The sequence below is a fragment of the Enterobacter sp. BIDMC 29 genome (assembly GCF_019378755.1).
Taxonomy (GTDB): Bacteria; Pseudomonadota; Gammaproteobacteria; order Enterobacterales; family Enterobacteriaceae; genus Enterobacter; species Enterobacter ludwigii.
Genome location: NZ_CP080000.1, coordinates 2016196 through 2038739, shown reverse-complemented (window position 1 = coordinate 2038739; position 22544 = coordinate 2016196). Strand labels below are relative to the sequence as shown.

The following is a 22544-nucleotide window of genomic DNA, read 5'->3' as shown; positions in this document are numbered from 1 at the left end:
ATGACATCACCAATGCCCCCAGGGCAAACGTCATTACTGTTGCAGATGACACAGCGCCTCGCGCTGTCCGACGCGCATTTTCGTCGGATATGTCAGTTAATCTACCAGCGTGCGGGGATTGTGCTTGCCGATCATAAGCGAGACATGGTCTACAACCGTCTGGTGCGGCGCTTGCGTACGCTGGGGCTGGACGATTTTGGTCGCTATCTGAGCATGCTCGAAGCGAACCAGAACAGCGCAGAGTGGCAGGCTTTTATTAACTCGTTAACCACCAACCTGACCGCATTTTTCCGTGAAGCTCACCACTTCCCGGTCCTGGCGGAGCACGCGCGTCGCCGCAGCGGGGAGTATCGCGTCTGGAGTGCGGCCGCCTCAACCGGGGAAGAGCCGTACTCGCTGGCGATCACCCTTGCCGACACGCTGGGCATGGCGCCTGGACGCTGGAAAGTCTACGCCAGTGATATTGATACCGAAGTGCTGGAGAAGGCACGCAACGGCGTGTATCGCCAGGATGAACTGAAAACGCTGTCACCTCAGCAGTTGCAGCGTTACTTCATGCGCGGAACCGGCCCGCATGAAGGCCTGGTGCGCGTGCGCCAGGAGCTGGCGAACTGTGTCGAATTCGCGCCCGTTAACCTGCTGGATAAGCAGTACAACGTGCCGGGGCCATTCGACGCTATTTTTTGCCGTAACGTCATGATCTATTTTGATAAAACGACGCAACAGGACATTCTGCGTCGGTTTGTTCCGTTGCTCAAGCCTGACGGTTTACTGTTTGCCGGGCACTCGGAAAACTTCAGCAACCTCGTGCGTGAGTTTAGCCTGCGTGGGCAAACGGTATATGCGCTGAGTAAGGAAAAAGCATGAGTAAAATCAGGGTGTTGTCAGTCGACGATTCTGCGCTGATGCGCCAGATCATGACTGAAATTATCAATAGCCACAGCGACATGGAGATGGTGGCGACAGCGCCTGATCCGCTGGTAGCGCGGGATTTAATTAAAAAATATAACCCCGACGTGTTAACGCTGGATGTCGAAATGCCGCGCATGGATGGCATTGATTTCCTGGAAAAATTGATGCGCCTGCGGCCCATGCCGGTGGTGATGGTCTCATCCCTGACCGGAAAAGGATCTGAAATTACCCTGCGTGCGCTGGAGTTAGGGGCGGTGGATTTTGTCACCAAACCTCAGCTTGGCATTCGTGAAGGGATGCTGGCGTACAGCGAAATGATCGCCGAGAAGATCCGCACCGCGTCACGTGCGAAGCTTGCCGCGCACAAACCGATGGATGCACCGGTAACGCTGAAGGCCGGTCCTTTACTCAGTTCGGAAAAACTGCTGGTGATTGGGGCGTCAACCGGGGGAACAGAGGCAATTCGTCATGTACTCCAGCCATTGCCGCTGTCAAGTCCGGGTATTCTGATCACGCAGCATATGCCGCCAGGCTTTACCCGCTCGTTCGCCGAGCGTCTGAACAAGCTGTGTCAGATCAGCGTGAAAGAGGCGGAAGACGGTGAGCGCGTACTCCCCGGCCATGCGTATATCGCCCCGGGTGACAAGCATATGGAGCTGGCGCGCAGTGGCGCTAACTATCAAATCAAAATTCATGACGGGCCGCCGGTAAACCGGCACCGTCCGTCGGTGGATGTGCTGTTTCATTCGGTGGCGAAACATGCGGGGCGCAACGCCGTTGGGGTGATCCTGACGGGGATGGGTAACGACGGTGCCGCCGGAATGCTTGCAATGCACCAGGCTGGCGCCTGGACGATTGCGCAGAATGAAGCAAGTTGTGTGGTGTTCGGCATGCCGCGCGAGGCCATCAATATGGGTGGCGTGAGCGAAGTGGTCGATCTTAGCCAGGTAAGCCAGCAGATGCTGGCGAAAATCAGTGCCGGACAGGCAATACGTATTTGACTCAGGAGTATTATTTTATGGCGGATAAAGAGCTTAAGTTTTTGGTTGTGGATGACTTTTCCACCATGCGTCGTATCGTACGCAACCTGCTGAAAGAGCTGGGCTTCAACAACGTTGAAGAAGCAGAAGACGGCGTTGATGCGCTGAACAAACTGCAGGCGGGCGGGTTTGGTTTTGTTATCTCCGACTGGAACATGCCAAACATGGACGGTCTGGAACTGCTGAAAACCATCCGTGCGGACGCGGGAATGGCATCATTGCCGGTTCTGATGGTGACCGCAGAAGCGAAAAAAGAGAACATTATTGCCGCAGCACAGGCGGGCGCTAGTGGCTATGTCGTGAAGCCGTTCACTGCGGCCACCCTGGAAGAGAAGCTCGGTAAGATCTTCGAGAAACTCGGCATGTGAGGTGTTGGTTATGATGATGCAACCTGCTATGAAACCCGTTGAAGAACACTCGCCCAGCGATATCATTGCCCGCATCGGCAGCCTGACACGCATGCTGCGTGACAGCCTGCGTGAACTGGGGCTGGACCAGGCAATTGCTGAAGCGGCGGAAGCCATTCCGGATGCCCGCGATCGTCTGGACTACGTTGTGCAGATGACCGCTCAGGCGGCTGAACGTGCGCTGAACAGCGTTGAAGCGTCACAACCGCATCAGGATGCGATGGAGAAAGGCGCGAAAGCGCTGACCAAACGCTGGGATGAGTGGTTTGAGAATCCAATCGAGCTGGCGGATGCCCGCGAGCTGGTCACGGATACCCGTCAGTTCCTGGGCGATGTGCCGGGCCACACCAGCTTTACCAACGCGCAACTGCTGGACATCATGATGGCGCAGGATTTCCAGGACCTCACGGGCCAGGTTATCAAGCGCATGATGGATGTGATTCAGGAAATTGAACGTCAGCTGCTGATGGTCCTGCTGGAGAACATTCCGGAACCGGCCGCTCGTCCAAAACGCGAGAACGAAAGCCTGCTCAACGGTCCACAGCTCGACGCCACCAAAGCGGGCGTTGTGGCAAGCCAGGATCAGGTAGACGATCTGCTGGACAGCCTTGGTTTCTGATTGAGGTGATGACCCTCAGGTTGCGTGCGCAACCTGAGGGTATGCCGCTTAATTTTGAGTGCATAACGCTGGGGTGGCTGGCCCTTGCTCACGCACTGCTTGCTGACAGTGTTGCCAAACGCTATCTCAAATTTTTTTGCCGTTTTTTACTCATCACCCGATTGCTCCGACGCTGAACTGGCTAAAAGAACCCGGTTATTGGGTTTTTTCAACCCATTGATGAAAGGTCAGGCTGGCATGATACCCGTGACTAAATGGGCTGCGAGCAGGCACTGTGGCAGAAGAGAACGACGACAAAACGGAAGCCCCCACACCCCACCGACTAGAAAAAGCGCGTGAGGAAGGGCAGGTCCCCCGATCCCGAGAATTGACATCCCTGCTGATCCTCATCGTAGGCGTGTGCATTATCTGGTGGGGTGGGGAGGCGCTCGCCCGCAAACTGGCGGGAATGCTCTCGGCTGGCCTGCGTTTTGACCACAGTATGGTCAACGACCCTAACCTGATCCTCAGCCAGATAATCCTGCTCGTTAAAGATGCCATGCTTGCGCTGTTGCCCCTGATTACCGGCGTCGTGCTGGTGGCGCTGGTCTCGCCCGTAATGCTGGGCGGTCTGGTGTTTAGCGGGAAATCGCTGCAACCCAAGTTTTCGAAACTGAACCCGCTGCCGGGGATTGCGAAAATGTTCTCGGCGCAAACCGGTGCGGAGTTGCTTAAAGCGATTCTGAAATCGGTCCTGATGGGCAGTACCGGCGGTTTTTTTCTCTGGCACCACTGGCCGGAAATGATGCGCCTTATCAGCGAATCGCCGTTAACCGCGATGAGCAATGCGCTGAACCTGGCCGGGCTCTGTGCCCTGCTGGTGGTGCTCAGCATTATTCCCATGGTGGGTTTTGACGTTATCTTCCAGCTTTACAGCCACTTCAAGAAACTGCGCATGTCTCGTCAGGATATTCGGGATGAATATAAGCAGATGGAAGGTGACCCGCACGTGAAAGGGCGTATCCGCCAGATGCAGCGTGCTGCCGCCCGTCGACGGATGATGGAAGATGTGCCAAAAGCCGACGTCATTGTGACTAACCCGACACACTATTCCGTTGCGCTGCAGTACGACGAAAACAAAATGAGCGCGCCGAAAGTGGTGGCGAAAGGGGCGGGGCTTATCGCCCTGCGTATTCGTGAAATTGGTACCGAAAACCGGGTGCCCATACTCGAAGCGCCTCCGCTGGCGCGCGCGCTGTATCGCCATGCGGAAATTGGACAACAGATCCCAGGACAACTCTACGCCGCGGTGGCGGAAGTGCTGGCCTGGGTATGGCAGTTGAAACGCTGGCGTCTGGCTGGCGGTCAACGGCCTATGAAACCTGAGAACCTTCCGGTGCCTGACGCGCTGGATTTTATGAACGAGAAGGACACTGATGGCTAATCTGGTGGCAATGTTGCGCCTGCCCGGCAACCTGAAATCGACGCAATGGCAGATCCTTGCCGGACCGATTCTCATCCTGCTAATTCTGTCGATGATGGTGTTGCCGCTTCCGGCGTTCATCCTCGACCTGCTTTTCACATTCAACATTGCGTTGTCCATTATGGTTTTGCTGGTGGCGATGTTCACCCAGCGCACCCTTGAGTTCGCCGCATTCCCGACCATTCTGCTGTTTACCACCTTGTTAAGGCTGGCGCTGAACGTGGCGTCAACCCGTATCATCCTGATGGAAGGCCATACCGGTGCTGCTGCGGCGGGTAAAGTGGTTGAGGCATTCGGCCACTTCCTGGTCGGCGGTAACTTTGCCATCGGTATCGTGGTGTTCGTCATTCTCGTCATCATTAACTTTATGGTTATCACCAAAGGTGCCGGACGTATCGCGGAAGTGGGCGCGCGTTTTGTGCTTGACGGGATGCCGGGCAAGCAGATGGCCATCGACGCGGATCTGAACGCCGGGCTTATTGCCGAAGATGAAGCCAAAAAGCGCCGCTCGGAAGTGACGCAGGAAGCTGACTTCTACGGCTCAATGGACGGTGCGAGTAAGTTTGTTCGCGGTGATGCCATTGCGGGCATCCTGATCATGGTGATTAACGTGGTCGGCGGCCTGCTGGTGGGCGTGCTGCAGCACGGTATGGACATGGGCCACGCGGCGGAAAGCTATACGCTGCTGACCATTGGTGACGGTCTGGTGGCTCAGATCCCGGCGCTGGTCATCTCAACGGCGGCGGGGGTTATCGTGACCCGCGTCAGTACCGATCAGGATGTTGGCGAGCAAATGGTCGGGCAGCTCTTCAGCAACCCGCGCGTGATGCTGCTGGCCGCTGCGGTGCTGGGCCTGCTCGGTCTGGTGCCGGGAATGCCAAACCTGGTGTTCCTGCTGTTCACTGCGGCATTGCTGGGTCTTGCCTGGTGGATGCGTGGACGTGAGATGACCCCGGCAGCGGAACCTGCTCCGGTAAAAATGCCGGAGAACACGCAGGCCGTGGAAGCGACCTGGAACGACGTTCAACTGGAAGACTCGCTGGGAATGGAAGTAGGGTATCGCCTCATCCCGATGGTCGATTTCCAGCAGGATGGCGAACTGTTGGGCCGAATCCGCAGCATCCGTAAAAAATTCGCCCAGGACATGGGCTTCCTGCCGCCGGTGGTTCACATCCGCGACAATATGGATCTGCCGCCTGCGCGCTATCGTATTCTGATGAAAGGCGTAGAGATTGGCAGCGGTGATGCTTATCCAGGCCGCTGGCTGGCTATTAACCCGGGCACCGCGGCGGGTACGCTGCCGGGCGAGCAAACCATCGACCCGGCCTTTGGCCTGGCTGCCATCTGGATTGAAAGCGCGCTGAAAGAGCAGGCGCAAATTCAGGGCTACACCGTGGTGGAGGCGAGTACCGTGGTGGCGACCCACCTGAACCATCTGATTGGACAATTCTCTGCAGAGCTGTTTGGTCGTCAGGAAGCCCAGCAACTGCTCGATCGCGTCACGCAGGAGATGCCGAAGCTGACGGAAGATCTCGTGCCAGGCGTCGTGACGCTGACCACGCTGCACAAGGTGTTGCAAAACCTGCTCGAGGAAAAAGTGCCGATCCGCGATATGCGTACCATTCTGGAAACCCTCGCCGAGCATGCACCGTTGCAAAGCGATCCGCACGAACTGACGGCGGTGGTGCGTGTGGCACTGGGACGGGCGATCACGCAGCAGTGGTTCCCGGGCACCGGGGAAGTGCAGGTTATCGGCCTCGATACGCCGCTTGAACGTCTGCTGCTGCAGGCTCTGCAGGGCGGTGGAGGGCTGGAACCTGGCCTGGCCGACCGTCTGCTGGAGCAAACACAAGAGGCGCTGGCGCGTCAGGAGATGCTGGGGGCGCCACCGGTTCTGCTGGTGAACCATGCGCTGCGTCCGCTGCTGTCACGCTTCCTGCGCCGTAGCCTGAACCAGCTGGTCGTGCTGTCGAATATGGAGTTGTCGGATAACCGTCATATCCGTATGACGGCGACGATCGGAGGAAAATAATGCGTAAGTGGTTATGGATTTTACTTTTTCCGCTGGTGGCCCAGGCCGCCGGGGAAGGGACCTGGCAGGCCAGCAGCATTGGCGTGACCCTCAGCAACCGCGGTGTCGCCATGTCTTCGCGACCGCTATCACCGACTGAGCCGGTGTCCGGTCTGATGACCCTGGTGGTCTGGAACTACACGCTTATTGGCCCAACGCCTGCCGGGCTTCGGGTACGGCTGTGCTCCCAGACACGCTGTACGGAAATTGACGGAGAGAATGGCACCACTCAGGCCTTCAACGGCGTGCCTGCTGTCGAACCTTTGCGCTTTATCTGGGAAGTGCCGGGCGGCGGACGCCTGATCCCTGCGCTGAAAGTTCAACGTAATTCCGTCATCGTCAACTACCGCTAACACCCCGCCTTCTACGTCAGCCATCAGCCATTTCTGATGGCTGGCTCGCAAAAAATGACCTCCTCTTTTGAGGTAAAAGAAACGCTGTTTTATAAATCAGTGACACGCGTAACGACACTCTTTGCATTTTTGCCAGCCGCTTGCCGGTGATGGCAAAAACAGAAAGGTATCACCAGGTCGATACTCTTACTGTAGCCGTGTAATAACTCCCGGATCAGATTTTGCTTACAGGGAGTCTCCCAAAACTGAGTAGGGTTGACGGCAATGAAAACACGAAAAATTGGACTCGCAAATTATCTTGCTTACGGGTCAGGCGATTTCCTCGGGGCGGGAACCACCGCCCTGACGGCGGCCTGGCTTTTGTATTTTTATACAACGTTCTGTGGACTCTCCCCGATTGAAGCAACCTTCATCTTTGCTGCCGCAAGGGTGCTGGATGCCGTCGTCAGCCCTTTGATGGGCTTTTTGACCGATAACTTTGGCACGACCTGGCTCGGCAAGCGCTTCGGTCGGCGTAAGTTCTTTATTCTGCTGGGGATCCCGTGCGTATTCAGCTACTCCCTGATGTGGGTGGGGGAGATGAGTTTCTGGTATTACCTGCTGACCTATCTGGTGTTCGATATCGTCTACACCATGATTCTGGTGCCGTACGAAACGCTGGTGCCGGAAATGACCGACGACTTCAAACAGAAAACCCGCTTCTCAGGTGCCCGTATCTCGATGGCGCAAATGTCTGCCATCCTGGCTTCATTCCTGCCGGGGATCCTGCTCACGCATTTCGGCAAAGACAACGCGGTCTCCTTTTTCTATGCAAGCCTGGTCTTCTCCGTGCTGTGCGCGCTGATGCTGATGCTCGTCTGGTTCTTCACCTGGGAGCGACCGCGGGAAGAGTGGAGCGAAGCCGCCCTGCGTGCCGAAGAAGAGAAGAAAAAACTGTCGCTCGGGCAGAGCCTCAACCGCCTGTTTGTGGAGTTGAGCTCAACGCTGCGCGTGAGAATTTTCCGTCAGCATCTGGGGATGTACCTTGGCGGGTATATCGCCCAGGACGTCTTTAATGCCGTGTTTACCTACTACGTAGTTTTCGTGCTGATGCAGGAAGCATCCATGGCCTCCAGCCTGCTGGGCACAATGGCCATCTTCCAGTTTATTGCAGTTATCGCAATGATCCCGCTGTGCATTCGTTTCGGACCCGCGCCGTCCTATCGGATGGTCGTGGTGCTGTTTGGCCTTGCATCGCTTTCCTACGCCGTGCTGTATTACGCGGGCCTGAGTGATATCTACTCTCTGCTATTGCTGGTCTCTGCAGTTGCCGGTCTGGGGCGCGGTGGGATCAACTATGTACCGTGGAATACCTACACCTACATTGCTGATGTCGATGAAGTGATCACCGGCCAGCGCCGCGAAGGGATTTTCGCCGGCATCATGACGCTGACCCGTAAAGCCTCGCAGGCGGGGGCGGTAATGCTGGTGGGCATTGTGATGCAGATGTCCGGCTTTGTCAGCGGACAAAAGACCCAGCCCGCGGAAGTGAGCCACACCATTCTGCTGATCCTGAGTGTGGGAACGCTTCTGGTTCTGTTCTGCGGCTTCCTGGTCTCGCTGCGTTTCAAACTCAATTTGCACACCCACACCACGCTGCGTGAAGAGACCGCCAAAATGCGCGCGTCTGGTCGCGCCATTCCTGAGAGTGCGACACCAGAAGCCCGCGCCACAGTGGAGATGCTGGCCGGTATGCCTTATGCGTCGCTGTGGGGCAATAACAACATTGGTTATCTGAATCGTAATAAGCCTGCGGCACCTTCGCTGAAGGGGCGCGCGGTACTGAATTCGACATACAACAGAGGTTAAGATAATGAAAGTTTGGCCGGTCAAACACAGTCCACTCCTGCGTCAACCTGCGCATTTCATCGCCCGGGACGAGCTGAAATCGCTGATTGAAAAGGTGACGCATAACCTCGTTAATATCCACGACACAACAGGTGAGTTTTTACTGCGCCTGGACGACGGGCGGGTCATTGACACCAAAGGATGGGCAGGCTGGGAGTGGACCCACGGCGTGGGGTTATACGGTATCTGGCAGTATTACTGCCAGACGGGCGACGAAGCGATGCGTGACATCATTGACCGCTGGTTTGCCGATCGTTTCAGGGAAGGGGCGACCACCAAAAACGTGAATACCATGTCACCGTTCCTGACGCTGGCATATCGTTATGAAGAGACCAGAAACCCGGCCTGGCTGCCGTGGATGGAAAGCTGGGCGGAGTGGGCCATGAATGAGATGCCGCGCACCGACCATGGCGGCATGCAGCACATCACCCTGGCGGAAGAGAATTCTCAGCAGATGTGGGATGACACGCTGATGATGACGGTTCTGCCGCTGGCGAAAATCGGCAAGCTCCTTAATAAACCGGAGTACGTTGAAGAGGCGGTGTATCAGTTTCTGCTGCACGTGCAAAACCTGATGGATCGCGAAACCGGCCTGTGGTTCCACGGCTGGAATTACGAAGGCCACCATAACTTTGCGAAGGCACGCTGGGCACGAGGCAACAGCTGGCTGACCATCGTGATCCCGGATTTCCTTGAGCTGGTGGATTTGCCTGAATATAACGCCGTTCGTCGCTACCTTGTGCAGGTGCTGAACGCGCAGATTGCGGCCCTCGCCAAATGTCAGGACGATAGCGGCCTGTGGCATACGCTGCTCGACGATCCGCACGCCTACCTTGAGGCGTCAGCCACGGCAGGCTTTGCCTACGGTATTCTGAAAGCGGTGCGTAAACGCTATGTCGGCGCGGAATATGCTGAGGTGGCGGAGAAAGCGATTCGCGGCATTGTGGAAAATATCTCGCCGGAAGGGGAGTTACTGCAGACGTCGTTCGGTACGGGGATGGGCAGCGATCTGGCGTTCTATCGCCAGATCCCACTCACGTCGATGCCCTATGGACAGGCCATGGCAATCCTGTGTTTAACGGAATACCTGCGCAAATATTTTTGAACATAAAAAACCCGGCGATGGCCGGGTTTGTTTATTACATGCGCTCTACGGTTTCGATACCCAGGGTATCCAGACCCAGCTTCAGGGTCTTCGCCGTCAGCTGAGCCAGCTTCAGGCGGCTGTTGCGGACTGCTTCGCTTTCCGCAGACAGGATAGGGCAGTGTTCGTAGAAACCGGAGAACAGACCCGCCAGATCGTACAGGTAAGAGCACATCACATGCGGGGTACCGTCACGTGCGACAACGGCCAGCGTCTCTTCAAACTGCAGCAGACGTGCCGCCAGCTGGGCTTCGCGATCTTCGGAAATGATTACCTCAGCATTGGCCAGCGCGCTTTCATCGATACTGGCTTTACGGAACACGGAGAGCACGCGGGTGTAGGCGTACTGCATATACGGCGCAGTATTACCTTCAAAGGCCAGCATGTTATCCCAGTCGAAGATATAGTCGGTGGTACGGTTCTTGGAGAGATCCGCGTACTTCACTGCACCGATACCCACGGCGTTGGCGAGTTTTTCCAGCTCATCGGCAGGCATATCCGGATTCTTCTCGGCCACCAGACGGCGGGCGCGTTCCAGCGCTTCGTCCAGCAGGTCGGACAGCTTCACGGTACCGCCTGCACGGGTTTTGAACGGCTTACCGTCTTTACCCAGCATCATGCCGAACATATGGTGTTCAAGCGGCACGGAATCCGGCACGTAGCCTGCTTTGCGCACGATAGTCCACGCCTGCATCAGGTGCTGGTGCTGACGGGAGTCGATGTAGTACAGCACGCGGTCCGCATGCAGCGTTTCGTAACGGTATTTCGCACAGGCGATATCGGTGGTGGTGTAGAGATAGCCGCCATCCTTTTTCTGGATGATCACGCCCATCGGTTCACCTTCCTTGTTTTTATACTCATCAAGGAACACGACCGTAGCGCCTTCGCTCTCAACCGCCAGGTTTTTGGCTTTCAGGTCGGCCACAATGCCAGGCAGCATCGGGTTATAGAGGCTTTCACCCATCACATCGTCACGGGTCAGGGTAACGTTCAGACGATTATAGGTGAGCTGGTTCTGGGACATGGTGATGTCAACCAGTTTACGCCACATCTCGAGGAAGTACGGGTCGCCGCCCTGCAGTTTTACCACGTAACTGCGCGCGCGCTCGGCAAAAGCGTCGTCTTCGTCGTAGTGTTTTTTAGCTTCGCGGTAGAACCCTTCCAGGTCTGCCAGGGCCATCTCACCTGCATTTTCCTGCTGCTGTTTTTCCAGGTAAGCAATCAGCATCCCGAACTGGGTACCCCAGTCGCCCACGTGGTTCGCGCGGATCACTTTGTGACCGAGGAATTCCAGGGTACGCACGGCCGCGTCACCGATAATGGTGGAACGCAGGTGCCCTACGTGCATCTCTTTCGCCACGTTTGGCGCTGAGTAGTCAATCACCACGGTCTGCGCTTCTGGCTGGGAGACACCCAGACGGTCAGATTTCAGCGCCGCGTCAACGTGGCGTGCCAGGAAAGCAGGCTCAAGGAAGATGTTGATAAATCCAGGGCCGGCGATTTCAGTTTTGCTGGCAATACCGGTGAGATCCAGATGAGTCAGCACCTGCTCGGCGAGTTGTCGCGGCGGCATACCCAGTTTTTTAGCCACTGCCATCACGCCATTAGCCTGATAGTCGCCAAACTGTACTTTTGCTGACTGACGAACCTGCGGTTCGCAATCCGCAGGCGCACCTGCGGCAATCAGTGCCTGACTGACTTTTTCGGAGAGAAGAGCCTGAATATTCACCTGGATACCTTACATTTTTGATGCGGGCAAATAACCGCCCGCGCCAGTTAAAGAATTTAGGGCGGGAGTATACTGCAAATGCCTTCTGGCGTCAGCATTGCGGGGGCCGAAGATTGCTCAGAATCCAGGCTAAGAAAGCATGCATAAACATGCAGTCGTAAAAACCGCTATTCAGAGGTTGGTCGAAAGAGGGCAACAGAGTAAATTAGCGGCTTTGCGACACGATAAGAGACTGACGTATGGCGAACTGGCACTCCATTGACGAACTGCATGATATTTCCGCAGATTTACCGCGCTTCACCCAGGCGTTCACAGAACTTGCCACCCGCCTTGGTCTGGATATTGCGCCGCTTGAGGCCGATCACATCTCCTTGCGCTGCCATCAGAACGCAACCGCCGAGCGCTGGCGTCGCGGGTTTGAACAGTGTGGCGAGTTACTCTCCGAGAACATCATCAACGGTCGCCCCATCTGCCTGTTCAAACTGCATGAACCGGTGTGCGTGGCTCACTGGCAGTTCAGTGTGGTCGAATTGCCCTGGCCGGGCGAGAAACGCTATCCGCATGAAGGATGGGAGCATATCGAAATTGTCCTGCCGGGTGAGCCCGAAACGCTGAATGCCCGTGCACTGGCGCTGTTGTCTGACGAGGGTCTGAGCAAGCCTGGCATTTTTGTGAAAACAAGTTCCCCGAAAGGCGAACGTGAGCGTCTGCCTAATCCTACTCTGGCCGTCACTGACGGACAGGTTACCGTGAAGTTCCATCCCTGGACGATTGAACAGATTGTTGCCAGCGAAGCATAAGATGTGACCGTACGCTGAGACCGGGCGTAGCCTGCGTGTCATGATGGTGCGTTAAGTGGATATTAAGGAGGATGTAATGGCGCTGCTGGAGATTTGTTGTTACAGCGTGGAGTGTGCCGTCACCGCGCAACAGCACGGGGCTGACCGTATTGAACTGTGCGCCGCACCCAAAGAGGGTGGGTTAACGCCTTCATACGGGATGCTGAAGTCTGCCCGTCAGGCTGTCACCGTTCCGGTACACCCGATTATTCGTCCTCGCGGCGGCGATTTCTGTTACACGCCGGGCGAGTTCAGTGCCATGCTTGAAGATATTACTCTCGTTCGCGATCTGGGATTCCCCGGCCTGGTTATTGGGTTGCTTGATGAAGACGGCAATGTCGATCTGCCGCGCATGCGTCAGGTCATGAACGCGGCAAAAGGGATGGCGGTCACTTTTCATCGCGCGTTTGATATGTGTAAAAATCCCCTGCAATCCTTTGATATTCTTGCTGAACTTGGCGTGGCGCGGGTCCTGACATCGGGTCAGCAGTCCTCTGCTGAAAAAGGACTGCAATTAATTACGGAACTAAAAGCACATTCCGGTGTTCCAATAATAATGGCGGGTGCGGGAGTACGTGCCAGCAATATGGAACTGTTTTTAAACGCCGGGGTAGAGGAGCTTCACAGCTCTGCAGGCAAATGGATGCCATCGCCCATGCGTTATCGCAACACAGGGTTGTCAATGTCGACGGATGCTGAAGCGGATGAGTATTCACGCTACGGTGTAGAGGGAGAGTCGGTTGCGGTAATGAAATCGATGATTGAACGTCATCACGTGTAGCAACGTACCGATTTTTACCGCGCATCATGTCGCCCAATATGATGCTTGCTTGTACCAGGCCCCTGCAATTTCAACAGGGGCCTTTTTTTATGCCCCCTCACCCTAACCCTCTCCCCAAAGAGGAGAGGGGACAGTACGGTGCGGTCTTTTCTCCCTCGCCCTTTGGGAAGAGAACCGGGGGAATCTACGGTTTCGTCGCGATCAACACCGCGCGCATTGGCGCAGGATACCCTTCGACAGTCTTGCTGTGGTCTGCCGGGTCGAGGAATTCCGCCAGTGATTCCGTGATCATCCAGTCGGTGCGACGCTGTTCTTCAGTTGACGTTACGCAAACATCGGCAATACGGACATCCACAAAACCGCACTTCTCCAGCCAGTTTTTCAGCGCCGGCGCGGAAGGGATAAAGTAAACGTTCCGCATCTGCGCATAGCGATCGCCCGGCACCAGAACGGTATTCTCATCACCCTCTACCACCAGCGTTTCCAGCACCAGCTCGCCGCCGCTGACCAGCTGATCTTTCAGCTGCCACAGATGTTCGAGTGGGGAGCGGCGGTGGTACAGGACACCCATCGAAAACACGGTGTCAAACGCCTTCAGGGCAGGGAGCTGCTCAATACCCAACGGCAGCAGGTGCGCGCGCTGGTCGTTACCCAGCAATTTACGCACCGCTTCAAACTGGCACAGGAACAGCTGCATAGGGTCAATCCCCACTGCCAGATGTGCCCCTGCGCCAATCATGCGCCACATGTGGTACCCGCTGCCGCAGCCAACATCCAGAATGGTTCGCCCGGTGAGGTCGGAAAGGTGAGGCAGCACGCGATCCCATTTCCAGTCAGAACGCCATTCAGTATTAATGTTAACGCCGTAGAGTGAGAACGGACCTTTGCGCCACGGCATCAGGTTACGCATCAGCGTTTCAATGCGGTTTATCTGCCCGGGCGGAAGCGGCGTTTCGCTTTGCGCGGTAACGCTGTGGAGCAGATCCAGACGGTGCGGAGTCAGTTCCGGCAGAAACTCCACCGCGTTGGACCACTGCTTTAACAGACCATGCTGCTGATCCCGCTGCCAGGCAGCAATTTGTGCAGGCAGCGTCTCCAGCCAGTGGGAGAGGTGGTTTTTGGCAATCAGCTGATAGAAATTACTGAACTCGATCATGCGATGTCCTCACCTTTCAGCGCCACCAGCGAGCCGAAGTTGAAGCACTGGAACCACAGTTCGCTGTGCTCGAAGCCTGCCTGACGCAGGCGTGCTTTATGGGTTTCGACGGAGTCCGTCAGCATCACGTTTTCGAGCATGCTACGTTTCTGGCTAATTTCCAGTTCGCTATAGCCGTTGGCCCGTTTGAAGTCGTGGTGCATATTGAACAGCAGCTCACCCACTTCGGCATCTTCAAAGCTGAATTTCTCGGACAGCACCAGCGCGCCACCGGGTTTCAGGCCTTTATAGATTTTGTCCAGCAACAGCTGACGGTCTTCAGGCACCAGGAACTGCAGAGTAAAATTCAGAACCACCAGCGACGCGTTATGGATGTCGATATCACGGATATCACCTTCCACAACCTCGACTGGCGTCGGGGCTTTATACGCGTCGATGTGGCGACGGCAGCGTTCCACCATGGCCGGGGAGTTATCGACGGCAATGATTTTGCAGCCTTCATGGTGAACGTTACGACGAACAGACAGCGTTGCCGCGCCGAGCGAGCAGCCCAGATCATATACCTGCGTGCCGGGTTGAACGAAACGCTCAGCCAGCATGCCGATCATAGAGATGATATTGGAATAACCGGGAACAGAGCGCTGGATCATATCCGGGAAGACTTCGGCTACCCGTTCATCAAAGGTCCAGTCGCCCAGGCTGGCGATAGGCGCGGAAAAAAGCGTGTCGCGATCTGACATAACGTAAAAATCCGGGAAAAATAAAGTGGCGTATTGTGCGCTAATGGAAGGAGAAAACCAACTCCCACGGCATATACCAAAGGTTAGCCAGCACCATCAGCAAAAGCGAACACCAGGTCGCGCTCATGCCGGAACGACGCCAGCGGAATAAGCGGTGGTGAAAGCCGTAATAATGCATTAACCGGCCGGCAATCAGAAGCAGGCCGCAGACGTGCACCATCCAGGTTTCCGCGCCGTTCATTTCCATAAACAGCAGCAAAATTAACGCAACGGGGATGTACTCAACCGCGTTACCGTGAATGCGGATAGCGCTCTGTAACTCCGAAAAACCGCCGTCACCGTAAGAAACACGGTACTGCATTCGCAGGCGCACAACATCAAATGAAAACTTAATCAGCAGTAATGCACCTAACACCGCATACAGCGCGCTGACCATACTAACTCCCTGTTTTTGGCAGATGGCACCTTCCTATGATAGGGGCTGATATCAGAAAAGAGAAGATTGTTGTGGGATAGAAGGGGCGCTGCCTACAGACGGAACCGCAGCCTGCAAGGCCTGCCAGAGAACATCGACCAGTTCGGGGGCATGAGCGATATCCGGCGTATGGAGAAAGAGATACGGCGTGGTGGTTTGCTCCCATTTCGCTAATTTTTGCAGCCAGACGGCGAACATCTCCTGGTTTTGCTGCATATTATCGCTGCCGATAAACCTGACCATCGGGTTTTGCGCGGTGACCACGGCGTGAACAGGCACTCTGGGCTTTTTACGCTGGGCATCAATGATGGCCTCGTTATGCGGGATGGCGCTGTGCACGGGACGGCTGTCGAGAATCACCCGGTTCACCCCGCGCGCATGTAAGCCACGGTTAAGGGCCGTTTCAGCCTCTCCCTTGGCAAAAAACGCCGCATGTCTCACCTCAACGCCATAGGTAAAGTCCTTGGGCAGGGTATCAAGAAACTGCCATAGCGCAGGCAGGTCGCGTGGGCTAAAGGTGGCCGGAAGCTGCAACCAGTACTGACCGATGCGGTTCGCCAGCGGCGACATCCGGCCAAAGAACTCGTCGGTCAAATCACCGCAGTTTCGCAGCGCAGCGGTGTGGGAGATCGTCGCCGGAAACTTGAAGCAGAAGCGGAAATCATCGGTCGTCTGGTCGCGCCAGCGCTCAACAATCTCTGCTCTGGGCAACGCGTAGAGAGTGGTATTGCCCTCGACGCAGTTGAAATGACGGGCATATTCTTCAAGGCTGGTAATACCCAGGCGCACCCATTTCGGGTGCGACCACTGGGGCAGGCCAAGGTAGATCATAGGGCGCTTATAATGTCGTCCGTGCTACGCACGCGGCCAATGCGCGGGAAGATGTGGGTCATACTGCCCTGGTGCTGCTCCGCAGACGCTGCGCTGCATGCATCTTCAGCAATCACCAGGTTAAAGCCCAGTTCCCAGGCGTTTCGGGCGGTGGATTCCACGCCAATGTTGGTGGAGATCCCACAGAGAATCAGGGTGTCGATACCGCGCCGACGCAGCTGCAGCTCAAGATCGGTGCCGTAGAATGCGCCCCACTGGCGTTTGGTCACTTCGATATCGCTGTCCCGTTTGCCGAGCGAAACCGGATAGGTCCACCAGTTTTCAGGTAGTGAATGTGCTGCAACCTGAGCATCGACAGGCTGTTTTAAGGCCTCCGCGAAATCCGCTGACCAGCCAACGCGCACCATGATCACAGGGGCACCGCTGGCACGGCATTTTTCTGCCAGACGCGCGGCGCGGCTGACAACATCTTCGGCGCTGTGCGGGCCTCCGGCAAACGGCAGGATCCCTTCCTGTAAATCAATCACCACAAGCGCGGTTTTGCGGGCATTAAGTGTTAACATGGTAACTCCAGTGAAATGAGTCGCTTCCGCTACACCTTACGACGTAATGACCTGTTATCGGTCGGATAATTTTGTTAATTTTTGTGAGAATACACAATAAGCGCGCAGCAAACGACCGTCTGGCCGTGGTTCGCTCTTATCGTCTGGCGGAATTTCCAGTATAATAGCCGCCTTTTTTCATCCAGTTGTGACATACAGAAAGCTGCGACATAGTAGCCTGCATTCCAGGCGACATTTAGCCTGCGGCTAATTAAGGGATATCTCATGCGTACAGAATATTGCGGGCAGCTGCGTCAGTCCCACGTTGGACAGCAGGTAACCCTGTGTGGTTGGGTCAATCGTCGTCGTGATCTTGGGAGCCTTATCTTCATCGATATGCGCGACCGCGAAGGTATCGTTCAGGTGTTCTTCGACCCAGATCGCGCAGATGCGTTGAAGCTGGCTTCTGAGCTGCGTAATGAGTTCTGCATTCAGGTCACCGGCACCGTACGTGCGCGTGACGAGAAAAACGTTAACGCAGACATGGCGACCGGCGCAATTGAAGTGCTGGCGTCGGATCTGGTTATCATCAACCGTGCTGAAGCGCTGCCGCTGGACTCCAACCACGTCAACACTGAAGAAGCGCGTCTGAAATACCGCTATCTGGACCTGCGTCGTCCGGAAATGGCTCAGCGCCTGAAAACCCGTGCGAAAATCACCAGCCTGGTGCGTCGCTTTATGGATGACCACGGTTTCCTCGACATCGAAACCCCGATGCTGACCAAAGCCACGCCGGAAGGCGCGCGCGATTACCTGGTTCCATCCCGTGTACACAAAGGCAAATTCTACGCGCTGCCACAGTCTCCTCAGCTGTTCAAACAGCTGCTGATGATGTCCGGCTTCGATCGCTACTATCAGATTGTAAAATGCTTCCGCGACGAAGACCTGCGTGCTGACCGTCAGCCAGAATTTACCCAGATCGATGTGGAAACCTCCTTCATGACGGCCGAGCAGGTGCGTGAAGTGATGGAAGCCCTGGTGCGCAGTCTGTGGAATGACGTGAAAGGCGTGGAACTGGGTGATTTCCCCATCATGACCTTCGCTGAAGCTGAACGTCGCTACGGTTCTGACAAACCAGACCTGCGTAACCCGATGGAGCTGGTGGACGTTGCAGACCTGGTGAAATCCGTTGAGTTCGCGGTATTTGCCGGCCCGGCTAACGATCCAAAAGGTCGCGTGGCTGCCCTGCGTGTACCGGGCGGTGCGGCGCTGAGCCGTAAGCAGATTGACGATTACGGCAACTTCATCAAGATCTACGGCGCGAAAGGTCTGGCCTATATTAAAGTGACCGAACGTGCGAAAGGTCTGGAAGGCATTACCAGCCCGGTGGCGAAATTCCTGAACGCGGAAATCGTGGAAGCGATCCTCGAGCGCACCGGCGCACAGGATGGCGACATGATCTTCTTTGGCGCAGACAACAAGAAAATCGTTGCTGACGCAATGGGCGCGCTGCGCCTGAAGCTGGGTAAAGACCTGAGCCTGACGGATGAGAGCAAATGGGCTCCGCTGTGGGTAATCGACTTCCCAATGTTCGAAGACGACGGTGAAGGCGGCCTGACCGCAATGCACCACCCGTTCACCTCGCCAAAAGACATGACGGCGGCAGAGCTGAAAGCGGCACCGGAAGATGCGGTAGCAAACGCGTATGACATGGTTATCAACGGCTACGAAGTGGGTGGCGGTTCCGTGCGTATTCACAGCGGCGAAATGCAGCAAACCGTGTTTGGTATTCTGGGAATCAACGAGCACGAACAGCGCGAGAAATTCGGCTTCCTGCTGGACGCCCTGAAATACGGTACGCCGCCACACGCGGGTCTGGCATTCGGTCTTGACCGTTTGACCATGCTGCTGACCGGCACCGACAACATTCGTGATGTTATCGCCTTCCCGAAAACCACGGCTGCGGCCTGTCTGATGACGGAAGCCCCAAGCTTTGCCAACCCGGCCGCGCTGGCTGAGCTGGGCATTCAGGTGCTTCCGAAAGCTTCAAAAGAGATTTCGGAGAACGAATAATATGCAGTATAAGCGTCCCGTTTCGGTTCTGGTTGTCATTTATGCAGAAGATACGAAACGGGTGCTGATGTTGCAGCGGCGCGATGACCCTGATTTCTGGCAGTCGGTTACCGGCAGCCTGGAAGAGGGGGAGACCGCGTCGCAGGCCGCCGCGCGCGAAGTAAAGGAAGAGGTCACCATTGACGTTGCTTGCGAGCAACTGACCCTGAAGGACTGTCAGCGCACGGTGGAGTTTGAAATTTTTAGCCATTTACGTCATCGCTATGCGCCGGGTATTGAGCGCAATACGGAATCGTGGTTCTGTCTCGCGCTCCCCCATGAACGGGAGATCGTGTTTACCGAACACCTGACCTACCGCTGGGTGGATGCGGCGGATGCCGCTGCACTGACCAAATCGTGGAGCAACCGGCAGGCGATTGAAGAATTTGTAATTAACGTAGCCTGAAAAGGCGCGCTCTTTGAGGAAATTTTTATGGCAGGTCATAGTAAGTGGGCCAACACCAAACACCGCAAAGCGGCACAGGATGCCAAGCGCGGTAAGATCTTCACCAAAATTATTCGTGAGCTGGTTACAGCGGCACGTCTGGGCGGCGGCGATGCGGCGTCTAACCCGCGTCTGCGCGCGGCAGTGGATAAAGCCCTGTCCAACAACATGACGCGTGACACCCTGAACCGTGCTATCGCACGTGGCGTAGGCGGTGATGAAGACGCGAACATGGAAACCATCATTTATGAAGGTTACGGTCCTGGCGGTACGGCGGTGATGGTTGAATGTCTGTCCGACAACCGTAACCGTACCGTAGCGGAAGTGCGTCATGCCTTCAGCAAATGCGGTGGTAACCTGGGCACTGACGGCTCCGTGGCCTATCTGTTCAGCAAAAAAGGCGTCATCTCCTTCGAGAAAGGCGACGAAGACGTAATCATGGAAGCGGCGCTGGAAGCCGGTGCAGAAGACGTTGTGACCTATGATGATGGCGCAATCGACGTCTACACCGCGTGGGAAGAGATGGGCGCAGTACGTGACGCGCTGGAAGCGGCGGGTCTGAAAGCCGACAACGCTGAAGTCTCCATGATCCCGTCAACCAAAGCGGACATGGATGCGGAAACGGCACCTAAACTGCTGCGTCTGATCGACATGCTCGAAGACTGCGACGACGTGCAGGAAGTGTATCATAACGGTGAAATCTCTGATGAGGTTGCAGCGACTCTCTGATGAGAGCGTATAAACCGTTTACGGGAGACGCGTGATGTCGATTATCCTCGGGATTGACCCCGGCTCGCGCGTCACCGGTTATGGCGTCATCCGGCAGGTAGGGCGCCAGTTAACCTACCTTGGCAGCGGCTGTATTCGGACCAAAGTGGACGATCTGCCGTCGCGCCTGAAGCTAATCTATGCTGGCGTGTCGGAGATCATCACCCAGTTTCAACCCGACTTTTTTGCCATCGAGCAGGTCTTTATGGCGAAAAACGCCGATTCAGCGTTAAAACTGGGTCAGGCACGGGGCGTCGCCATCGTTGCGGCGGTGAATCAGGATCTTCCGGTGTTCGAATACGCAGCCAGACAGGTCAAACAGACCGTCGTGGGGATTGGTAGCGCGGAGAAAAGTCAGGTGCAGCATATGGTGCGCACGCTCCTGAAGCTTCCCGCGAACCCGCAGGCAGACGCCGCCGATGCGCTGGCGATAGCCATTACCCACTGTCATATAAGCCAGAACGCGGGTCAGATGAGCGAATCGCGGCTTAATCTGGCGCGAGGCAGGTTACGATAATGACAAATCAGGCTGGATGTTTATCCAGCCTTTTTTTATTATGTCGGCAGTTAATTTCTTCCAGAACGCAGGAGCGTCACGTGATAGGCAGACTCAGAGGCATCATCATTGAAAAACAACCCCCGTTAGTGCTGCTGGAAGTCGGTGGCGTGGGCTATGAAGTCCATATGCCGATGACTTGCTTCTATGAGTTGCCGGATGCGGGCAAAGAGGCGATTGTCTTTACCCAGTTTGTGGTGCGTGAAGATGCCCAGTTGCTGTATGGCTTCAATAACAAACAGGAACGGATGCTGTTTCGCGAGCTGATCAAAACTAACGGCGTCGGGCCGAAGCTGGCGCTGGCTATTTTGTCCGGCATGTCCGCTCCGCAGTTCGTCAATGCCGTTGAGCGCGAAGATCCTGCTGCGCTGATTAAACTCCCGGGTATCGGCAAGAAAACCGCGGAGCGTCTGATTGTCGAGATGAAAGACCGCTTTAAAGGTCTGCATGGCGATCTGTTTACGCCAGCCGCTGATCTGGTGCTTACCTCGCCTGGCGCGCAAGCCTCTGACGATGCTGAACAGGAAGCGGTTGCTGCGCTGGTGGCGCTGGGATATAAACCTCAGGAGGCCAGCCGGATGGTGAGCAAAATTGCCAAACCGGATGCCAGCAGTGAAACCCTGATTCGTGAAGCGCTACGCGCGGCATTGTGAGGTAAAGGATGATTGAAGCAGATCGCCTGGTATCGGCAGGCACCCTTCAGGCAGAAGACGTGGTGGATCGCGCCATCCGCCCGAAACTGCTTGATGAGTATATTGGCCAGCCGCAGGTTCGTTCTCAGATGGAGATCTTCATCCAGGCGGCAAAACTGCGCGGCGATGCACTCGATCACCTGCTGATTTTTGGCCCCCCCGGTCTGGGGAAAACCACGCTGGCGAACATTGTCGCCAATGAAATGGGCGTTAACCTGCGCACAACCTCTGGCCCGGTGCTGGAAAAAGCGGGCGATCTGGCGGCAATGTTGACCAACCTTGAACCGCATGACGTGCTGTTTATCGATGAGATCCACCGTCTGTCGCCGGTCGTGGAAGAGGTGCTCTATCCGGCGATGGAAGATTACCAGCTGGACATCATGATCGGTGAAGGTCCGGCAGCACGTTCCATCAAAATCGATCTGCCTCCGTTTACCCTGATTGGCGCGACGACGCGTGCCGGGTCATTGACCTCTCCGCTTCGCGATCGTTTTGGTATCGTTCAGCGTCTGGAGTTCTATCAGGTTGCGGATCTTCAGCATATCGTTGGCCGCAGTGCCCGCTATATGGGGCTGGAGATGAGCGAGGAAGGGGCGTTTGAGGTAGCGAAGCGCTCCCGGGGGACGCCGCGTATTGCGAACCGCCTGTTGCGTCGCGTACGTGACTTTTCCGAAGTAAAATACGATGGCACGATTTCGGCTGAGATTGCAGCGCAGGCGCTGGATATGCTGAATGTGGATGCCGAAGGCTTTGACTACATGGACCGTAAGCTGTTGCTGGCGGTACTGGATAAGTTCTTTGGCGGTCCGGTCGGACTGGATAACCTGGCGGCAGCGATTGGTGAAGAGCGCGAGACAATTGAAGATGTGCTTGAGCCGTATCTGATCCAGCAGGGTTTCTTGCAACGTACCCCGCGCGGTCGTATGGCAACGGTGCGGGCGTGGAACCATTTTGGTATTACCCCGCCAGCGATGCCGTAGCAG

23 protein-coding genes are annotated in these 22544 nt (G+C 56.0%); 17 read left to right on the top strand and 6 right to left on the bottom strand.

What is annotated here, in order from left to right:
* From cheR to JTA15_RS09150, 9 genes are all read left to right on the top strand, one after another.
* Entirely contained in the window at nucleotides 1–867 is an 867-nt protein-coding gene (gene cheR / locus JTA15_RS09190; RefSeq protein WP_014170664.1) for a protein-glutamate O-methyltransferase CheR, read from the top strand.
* Nucleotides 864–1913 (top strand): chemotaxis response regulator protein-glutamate methylesterase, encoded by a 1050-nt coding sequence (locus JTA15_RS09185; protein ID WP_014170663.1) that lies wholly within the window; start codon nucleotides 864–866, stop codon nucleotides 1911–1913. Before cheR ends, JTA15_RS09185 begins: the two co-directional genes overlap by 4 nt.
* Nucleotides 1914–1930: 17 nt before the next feature.
* Nucleotides 1931–2320 carry a chemotaxis response regulator CheY gene (cheY, locus tag JTA15_RS09180; RefSeq protein WP_000763862.1) on the top strand — a complete coding sequence of 130 codons (390 nt, stop codon included), beginning with the start codon at nucleotides 1931–1933 and terminating at the stop codon, nucleotides 2318–2320.
* 13 nt (nucleotides 2321–2333) lie between these two features.
* Entirely contained in the window at nucleotides 2334–2978 is a 645-nt protein-coding gene (gene cheZ / locus JTA15_RS09175) for a protein phosphatase CheZ (RefSeq protein ID WP_013096065.1), read from the top strand.
* A gap of 274 nt (nucleotides 2979–3252) precedes the next feature.
* Complete coding sequence (flhB, locus tag JTA15_RS09170; RefSeq protein WP_121339423.1) at nucleotides 3253–4401, top strand: flagellar biosynthesis protein FlhB; 1149 nt, start codon at nucleotides 3253–3255, stop codon at nucleotides 4399–4401.
* Nucleotides 4394–6472 carry a flagellar biosynthesis protein FlhA gene (gene flhA / locus JTA15_RS09165; RefSeq protein WP_014170658.1) on the top strand — a complete coding sequence of 693 codons (2079 nt, stop codon included), beginning with the start codon at nucleotides 4394–4396 and terminating at the stop codon, nucleotides 6470–6472. Before flhB ends, flhA begins: the two co-directional genes overlap by 8 nt.
* Entirely contained in the window at nucleotides 6469–6864 is a 396-nt protein-coding gene (locus JTA15_RS09160; protein ID WP_123266835.1) for a flagellar protein FlhE, read from the top strand. The genes flhA and JTA15_RS09160 overlap by 4 nt, the downstream gene beginning before the upstream one ends.
* A 264-nt stretch (nucleotides 6865–7128) precedes the next feature.
* Nucleotides 7129–8712 carry an MFS transporter gene (locus JTA15_RS09155; RefSeq protein ID WP_025203842.1) on the top strand — a complete coding sequence of 528 codons (1584 nt, stop codon included), beginning with the start codon at nucleotides 7129–7131 and terminating at the stop codon, nucleotides 8710–8712.
* A gap of 4 nt (nucleotides 8713–8716) precedes the next feature.
* Nucleotides 8717–9856, top strand: a complete 1140-nt coding sequence (locus tag JTA15_RS09150; protein ID WP_219373142.1) for a glycoside hydrolase family 105 protein — start codon at nucleotides 8717–8719, stop codon at nucleotides 9854–9856.
* Nucleotides 9857–9890: 34 nt separating this feature from the next.
* On the opposite strand, the gene argS is transcribed toward JTA15_RS09150, so the two are convergent.
* Complete coding sequence (argS, locus tag JTA15_RS09145; protein WP_014170653.1) at nucleotides 9891–11624, bottom strand: arginine--tRNA ligase; 1734 nt, start codon at nucleotides 11622–11624, stop codon at nucleotides 9891–9893.
* A gap of 239 nt (nucleotides 11625–11863) precedes the next feature.
* Between argS and JTA15_RS09140 the strand changes: the two genes are divergently transcribed.
* Together JTA15_RS09140 and cutC are read left to right on the top strand one after the other, a co-directional pair.
* The gene (locus tag JTA15_RS09140; RefSeq protein WP_014170652.1) at nucleotides 11864–12424 is read left to right on the top strand and encodes a VOC family protein; all 561 of its coding nucleotides are present in this window, start codon (nucleotides 11864–11866) and stop codon (nucleotides 12422–12424) included.
* A 76-nt stretch (nucleotides 12425–12500) separates the two neighbouring features.
* On the top strand, nucleotides 12501–13244 hold the full coding sequence (gene cutC / locus JTA15_RS09135) for a copper homeostasis protein CutC (protein ID WP_219373244.1): 744 nt from the start codon (nucleotides 12501–12503) through the stop codon (nucleotides 13242–13244).
* 184 nt (nucleotides 13245–13428) lie between these two features.
* On the opposite strand, the gene cmoB is transcribed toward cutC, so the two are convergent.
* Genes cmoB through JTA15_RS09110 form a run of 5 tightly spaced genes read right to left on the bottom strand, consistent with a single transcriptional unit; the run spans nucleotide 13429 to nucleotide 17009 of the window.
* Nucleotides 13429–14400 (bottom strand): tRNA 5-methoxyuridine(34)/uridine 5-oxyacetic acid(34) synthase CmoB, encoded by a 972-nt coding sequence (gene cmoB / locus JTA15_RS09130; RefSeq protein ID WP_020883389.1) that lies wholly within the window; start codon nucleotides 14398–14400, stop codon nucleotides 13429–13431.
* A complete protein-coding gene (gene cmoA, locus JTA15_RS09125; protein WP_219373141.1) occupies nucleotides 14397–15140 on the bottom strand; it encodes a carboxy-S-adenosyl-L-methionine synthase CmoA in 744 nt (247 codons plus the stop codon). The genes cmoB and cmoA overlap by 4 nt, the downstream gene beginning before the upstream one ends.
* 40 nt (nucleotides 15141–15180) lie before the next feature.
* Nucleotides 15181–15576, bottom strand: coding sequence for an MAPEG family protein (locus tag JTA15_RS09120; protein ID WP_020883391.1), 396 nt, complete (start codon nucleotides 15574–15576; stop codon nucleotides 15181–15183).
* A 51-nt stretch (nucleotides 15577–15627) separates the two neighbouring features.
* Nucleotides 15628–16446: a DUF72 domain-containing protein gene (locus tag JTA15_RS09115; protein WP_020883392.1), complete on the bottom strand. Its 819-nt coding sequence runs from the start codon at nucleotides 16444–16446 to the stop codon at nucleotides 15628–15630.
* Entirely contained in the window at nucleotides 16443–17009 is a 567-nt protein-coding gene (locus JTA15_RS09110) for a hydrolase (RefSeq protein ID WP_032678431.1), read from the bottom strand. The genes JTA15_RS09115 and JTA15_RS09110 overlap by 4 nt, the downstream gene beginning before the upstream one ends.
* Before the next feature lie 264 nt (nucleotides 17010–17273).
* Between JTA15_RS09110 and aspS the strand changes: the two genes are divergently transcribed.
* The 6 genes from aspS (at nucleotide 17274) to ruvB (ending at nucleotide 22541) form a co-directional block, all read left to right on the top strand.
* Nucleotides 17274–19061 (top strand): aspartate--tRNA ligase, encoded by a 1788-nt coding sequence (aspS, locus tag JTA15_RS09105; RefSeq protein ID WP_032678430.1) that lies wholly within the window; start codon nucleotides 17274–17276, stop codon nucleotides 19059–19061.
* A 1-nt stretch (nucleotide 19062) separates the two neighbouring features.
* A complete protein-coding gene (nudB, locus tag JTA15_RS09100) occupies nucleotides 19063–19506 on the top strand; it encodes a dihydroneopterin triphosphate diphosphatase (protein WP_014170644.1) in 444 nt (147 codons plus the stop codon).
* A gap of 27 nt (nucleotides 19507–19533) precedes the next feature.
* The gene (locus JTA15_RS09095; protein WP_014170643.1) at nucleotides 19534–20274 is read left to right on the top strand and encodes a YebC/PmpR family DNA-binding transcriptional regulator; all 741 of its coding nucleotides are present in this window, start codon (nucleotides 19534–19536) and stop codon (nucleotides 20272–20274) included.
* A 34-nt stretch (nucleotides 20275–20308) separates the two neighbouring features.
* A complete protein-coding gene (ruvC, locus tag JTA15_RS09090) occupies nucleotides 20309–20830 on the top strand; it encodes a crossover junction endodeoxyribonuclease RuvC (protein WP_032680774.1) in 522 nt (173 codons plus the stop codon).
* An 80-nt stretch (nucleotides 20831–20910) separates the two neighbouring features.
* Nucleotides 20911–21522: a Holliday junction branch migration protein RuvA gene (ruvA, locus tag JTA15_RS09085; protein ID WP_020883395.1), complete on the top strand. Its 612-nt coding sequence runs from the start codon at nucleotides 20911–20913 to the stop codon at nucleotides 21520–21522.
* An 8-nt stretch (nucleotides 21523–21530) separates the two neighbouring features.
* Complete coding sequence (gene ruvB, locus JTA15_RS09080; protein ID WP_219373140.1) at nucleotides 21531–22541, top strand: Holliday junction branch migration DNA helicase RuvB; 1011 nt, start codon at nucleotides 21531–21533, stop codon at nucleotides 22539–22541.
* Nucleotides 22542–22544 lie beyond the last annotated feature (3 nt).

Bases quoted from the DNA above. Each gene is read 5' to 3' on its own strand.
- JTA15_RS09115 (WP_020883392.1), bottom strand. From the start codon at position 16,446: ATGATCTACCTTGGCCTGCCCCAGTGGTCGCACCCGAAATGGGTGCGC.
- cheY (WP_000763862.1), top strand. From the start codon at position 1,931: ATGGCGGATAAAGAGCTTAAGTTTTTGGTTGTGGATGACTTTTCCACC.
- JTA15_RS09110 (WP_032678431.1), bottom strand. From the start codon at position 17,009: ATGTTAACACTTAATGCCCGCAAAACCGCGCTTGTGGTGATTGATTTA.
- ruvB (WP_219373140.1), top strand. From the start codon at position 21,531: ATGATTGAAGCAGATCGCCTGGTATCGGCAGGCACCCTTCAGGCAGAA.
- cheR (WP_014170664.1), top strand. From the start codon at position 1: ATGACATCACCAATGCCCCCAGGGCAAACGTCATTACTGTTGCAGATG.
- JTA15_RS09155 (WP_025203842.1), top strand. From the start codon at position 7,129: ATGAAAACACGAAAAATTGGACTCGCAAATTATCTTGCTTACGGGTCA.
- cutC (WP_219373244.1), top strand. From the start codon at position 12,501: ATGGCGCTGCTGGAGATTTGTTGTTACAGCGTGGAGTGTGCCGTCACC.
- cheZ (WP_013096065.1), top strand. From the start codon at position 2,334: ATGATGCAACCTGCTATGAAACCCGTTGAAGAACACTCGCCCAGCGAT.
- JTA15_RS09140 (WP_014170652.1), top strand. From the start codon at position 11,864: ATGGCGAACTGGCACTCCATTGACGAACTGCATGATATTTCCGCAGAT.
- aspS (WP_032678430.1), top strand. From the start codon at position 17,274: ATGCGTACAGAATATTGCGGGCAGCTGCGTCAGTCCCACGTTGGACAG.
- ruvC (WP_032680774.1), top strand. From the start codon at position 20,309: ATGTCGATTATCCTCGGGATTGACCCCGGCTCGCGCGTCACCGGTTAT.
- cmoA (WP_219373141.1), bottom strand. From the start codon at position 15,140: ATGTCAGATCGCGACACGCTTTTTTCCGCGCCTATCGCCAGCCTGGGC.
- JTA15_RS09120 (WP_020883391.1), bottom strand. From the start codon at position 15,576: ATGGTCAGCGCGCTGTATGCGGTGTTAGGTGCATTACTGCTGATTAAG.
- flhA (WP_014170658.1), top strand. From the start codon at position 4,394: ATGGCTAATCTGGTGGCAATGTTGCGCCTGCCCGGCAACCTGAAATCG.
- cmoB (WP_020883389.1), bottom strand. From the start codon at position 14,400: ATGATCGAGTTCAGTAATTTCTATCAGCTGATTGCCAAAAACCACCTC.
- JTA15_RS09150 (WP_219373142.1), top strand. From the start codon at position 8,717: ATGAAAGTTTGGCCGGTCAAACACAGTCCACTCCTGCGTCAACCTGCG.
- nudB (WP_014170644.1), top strand. From the start codon at position 19,063: ATGCAGTATAAGCGTCCCGTTTCGGTTCTGGTTGTCATTTATGCAGAA.
- JTA15_RS09095 (WP_014170643.1), top strand. From the start codon at position 19,534: ATGGCAGGTCATAGTAAGTGGGCCAACACCAAACACCGCAAAGCGGCA.
- JTA15_RS09185 (WP_014170663.1), top strand. From the start codon at position 864: ATGAGTAAAATCAGGGTGTTGTCAGTCGACGATTCTGCGCTGATGCGC.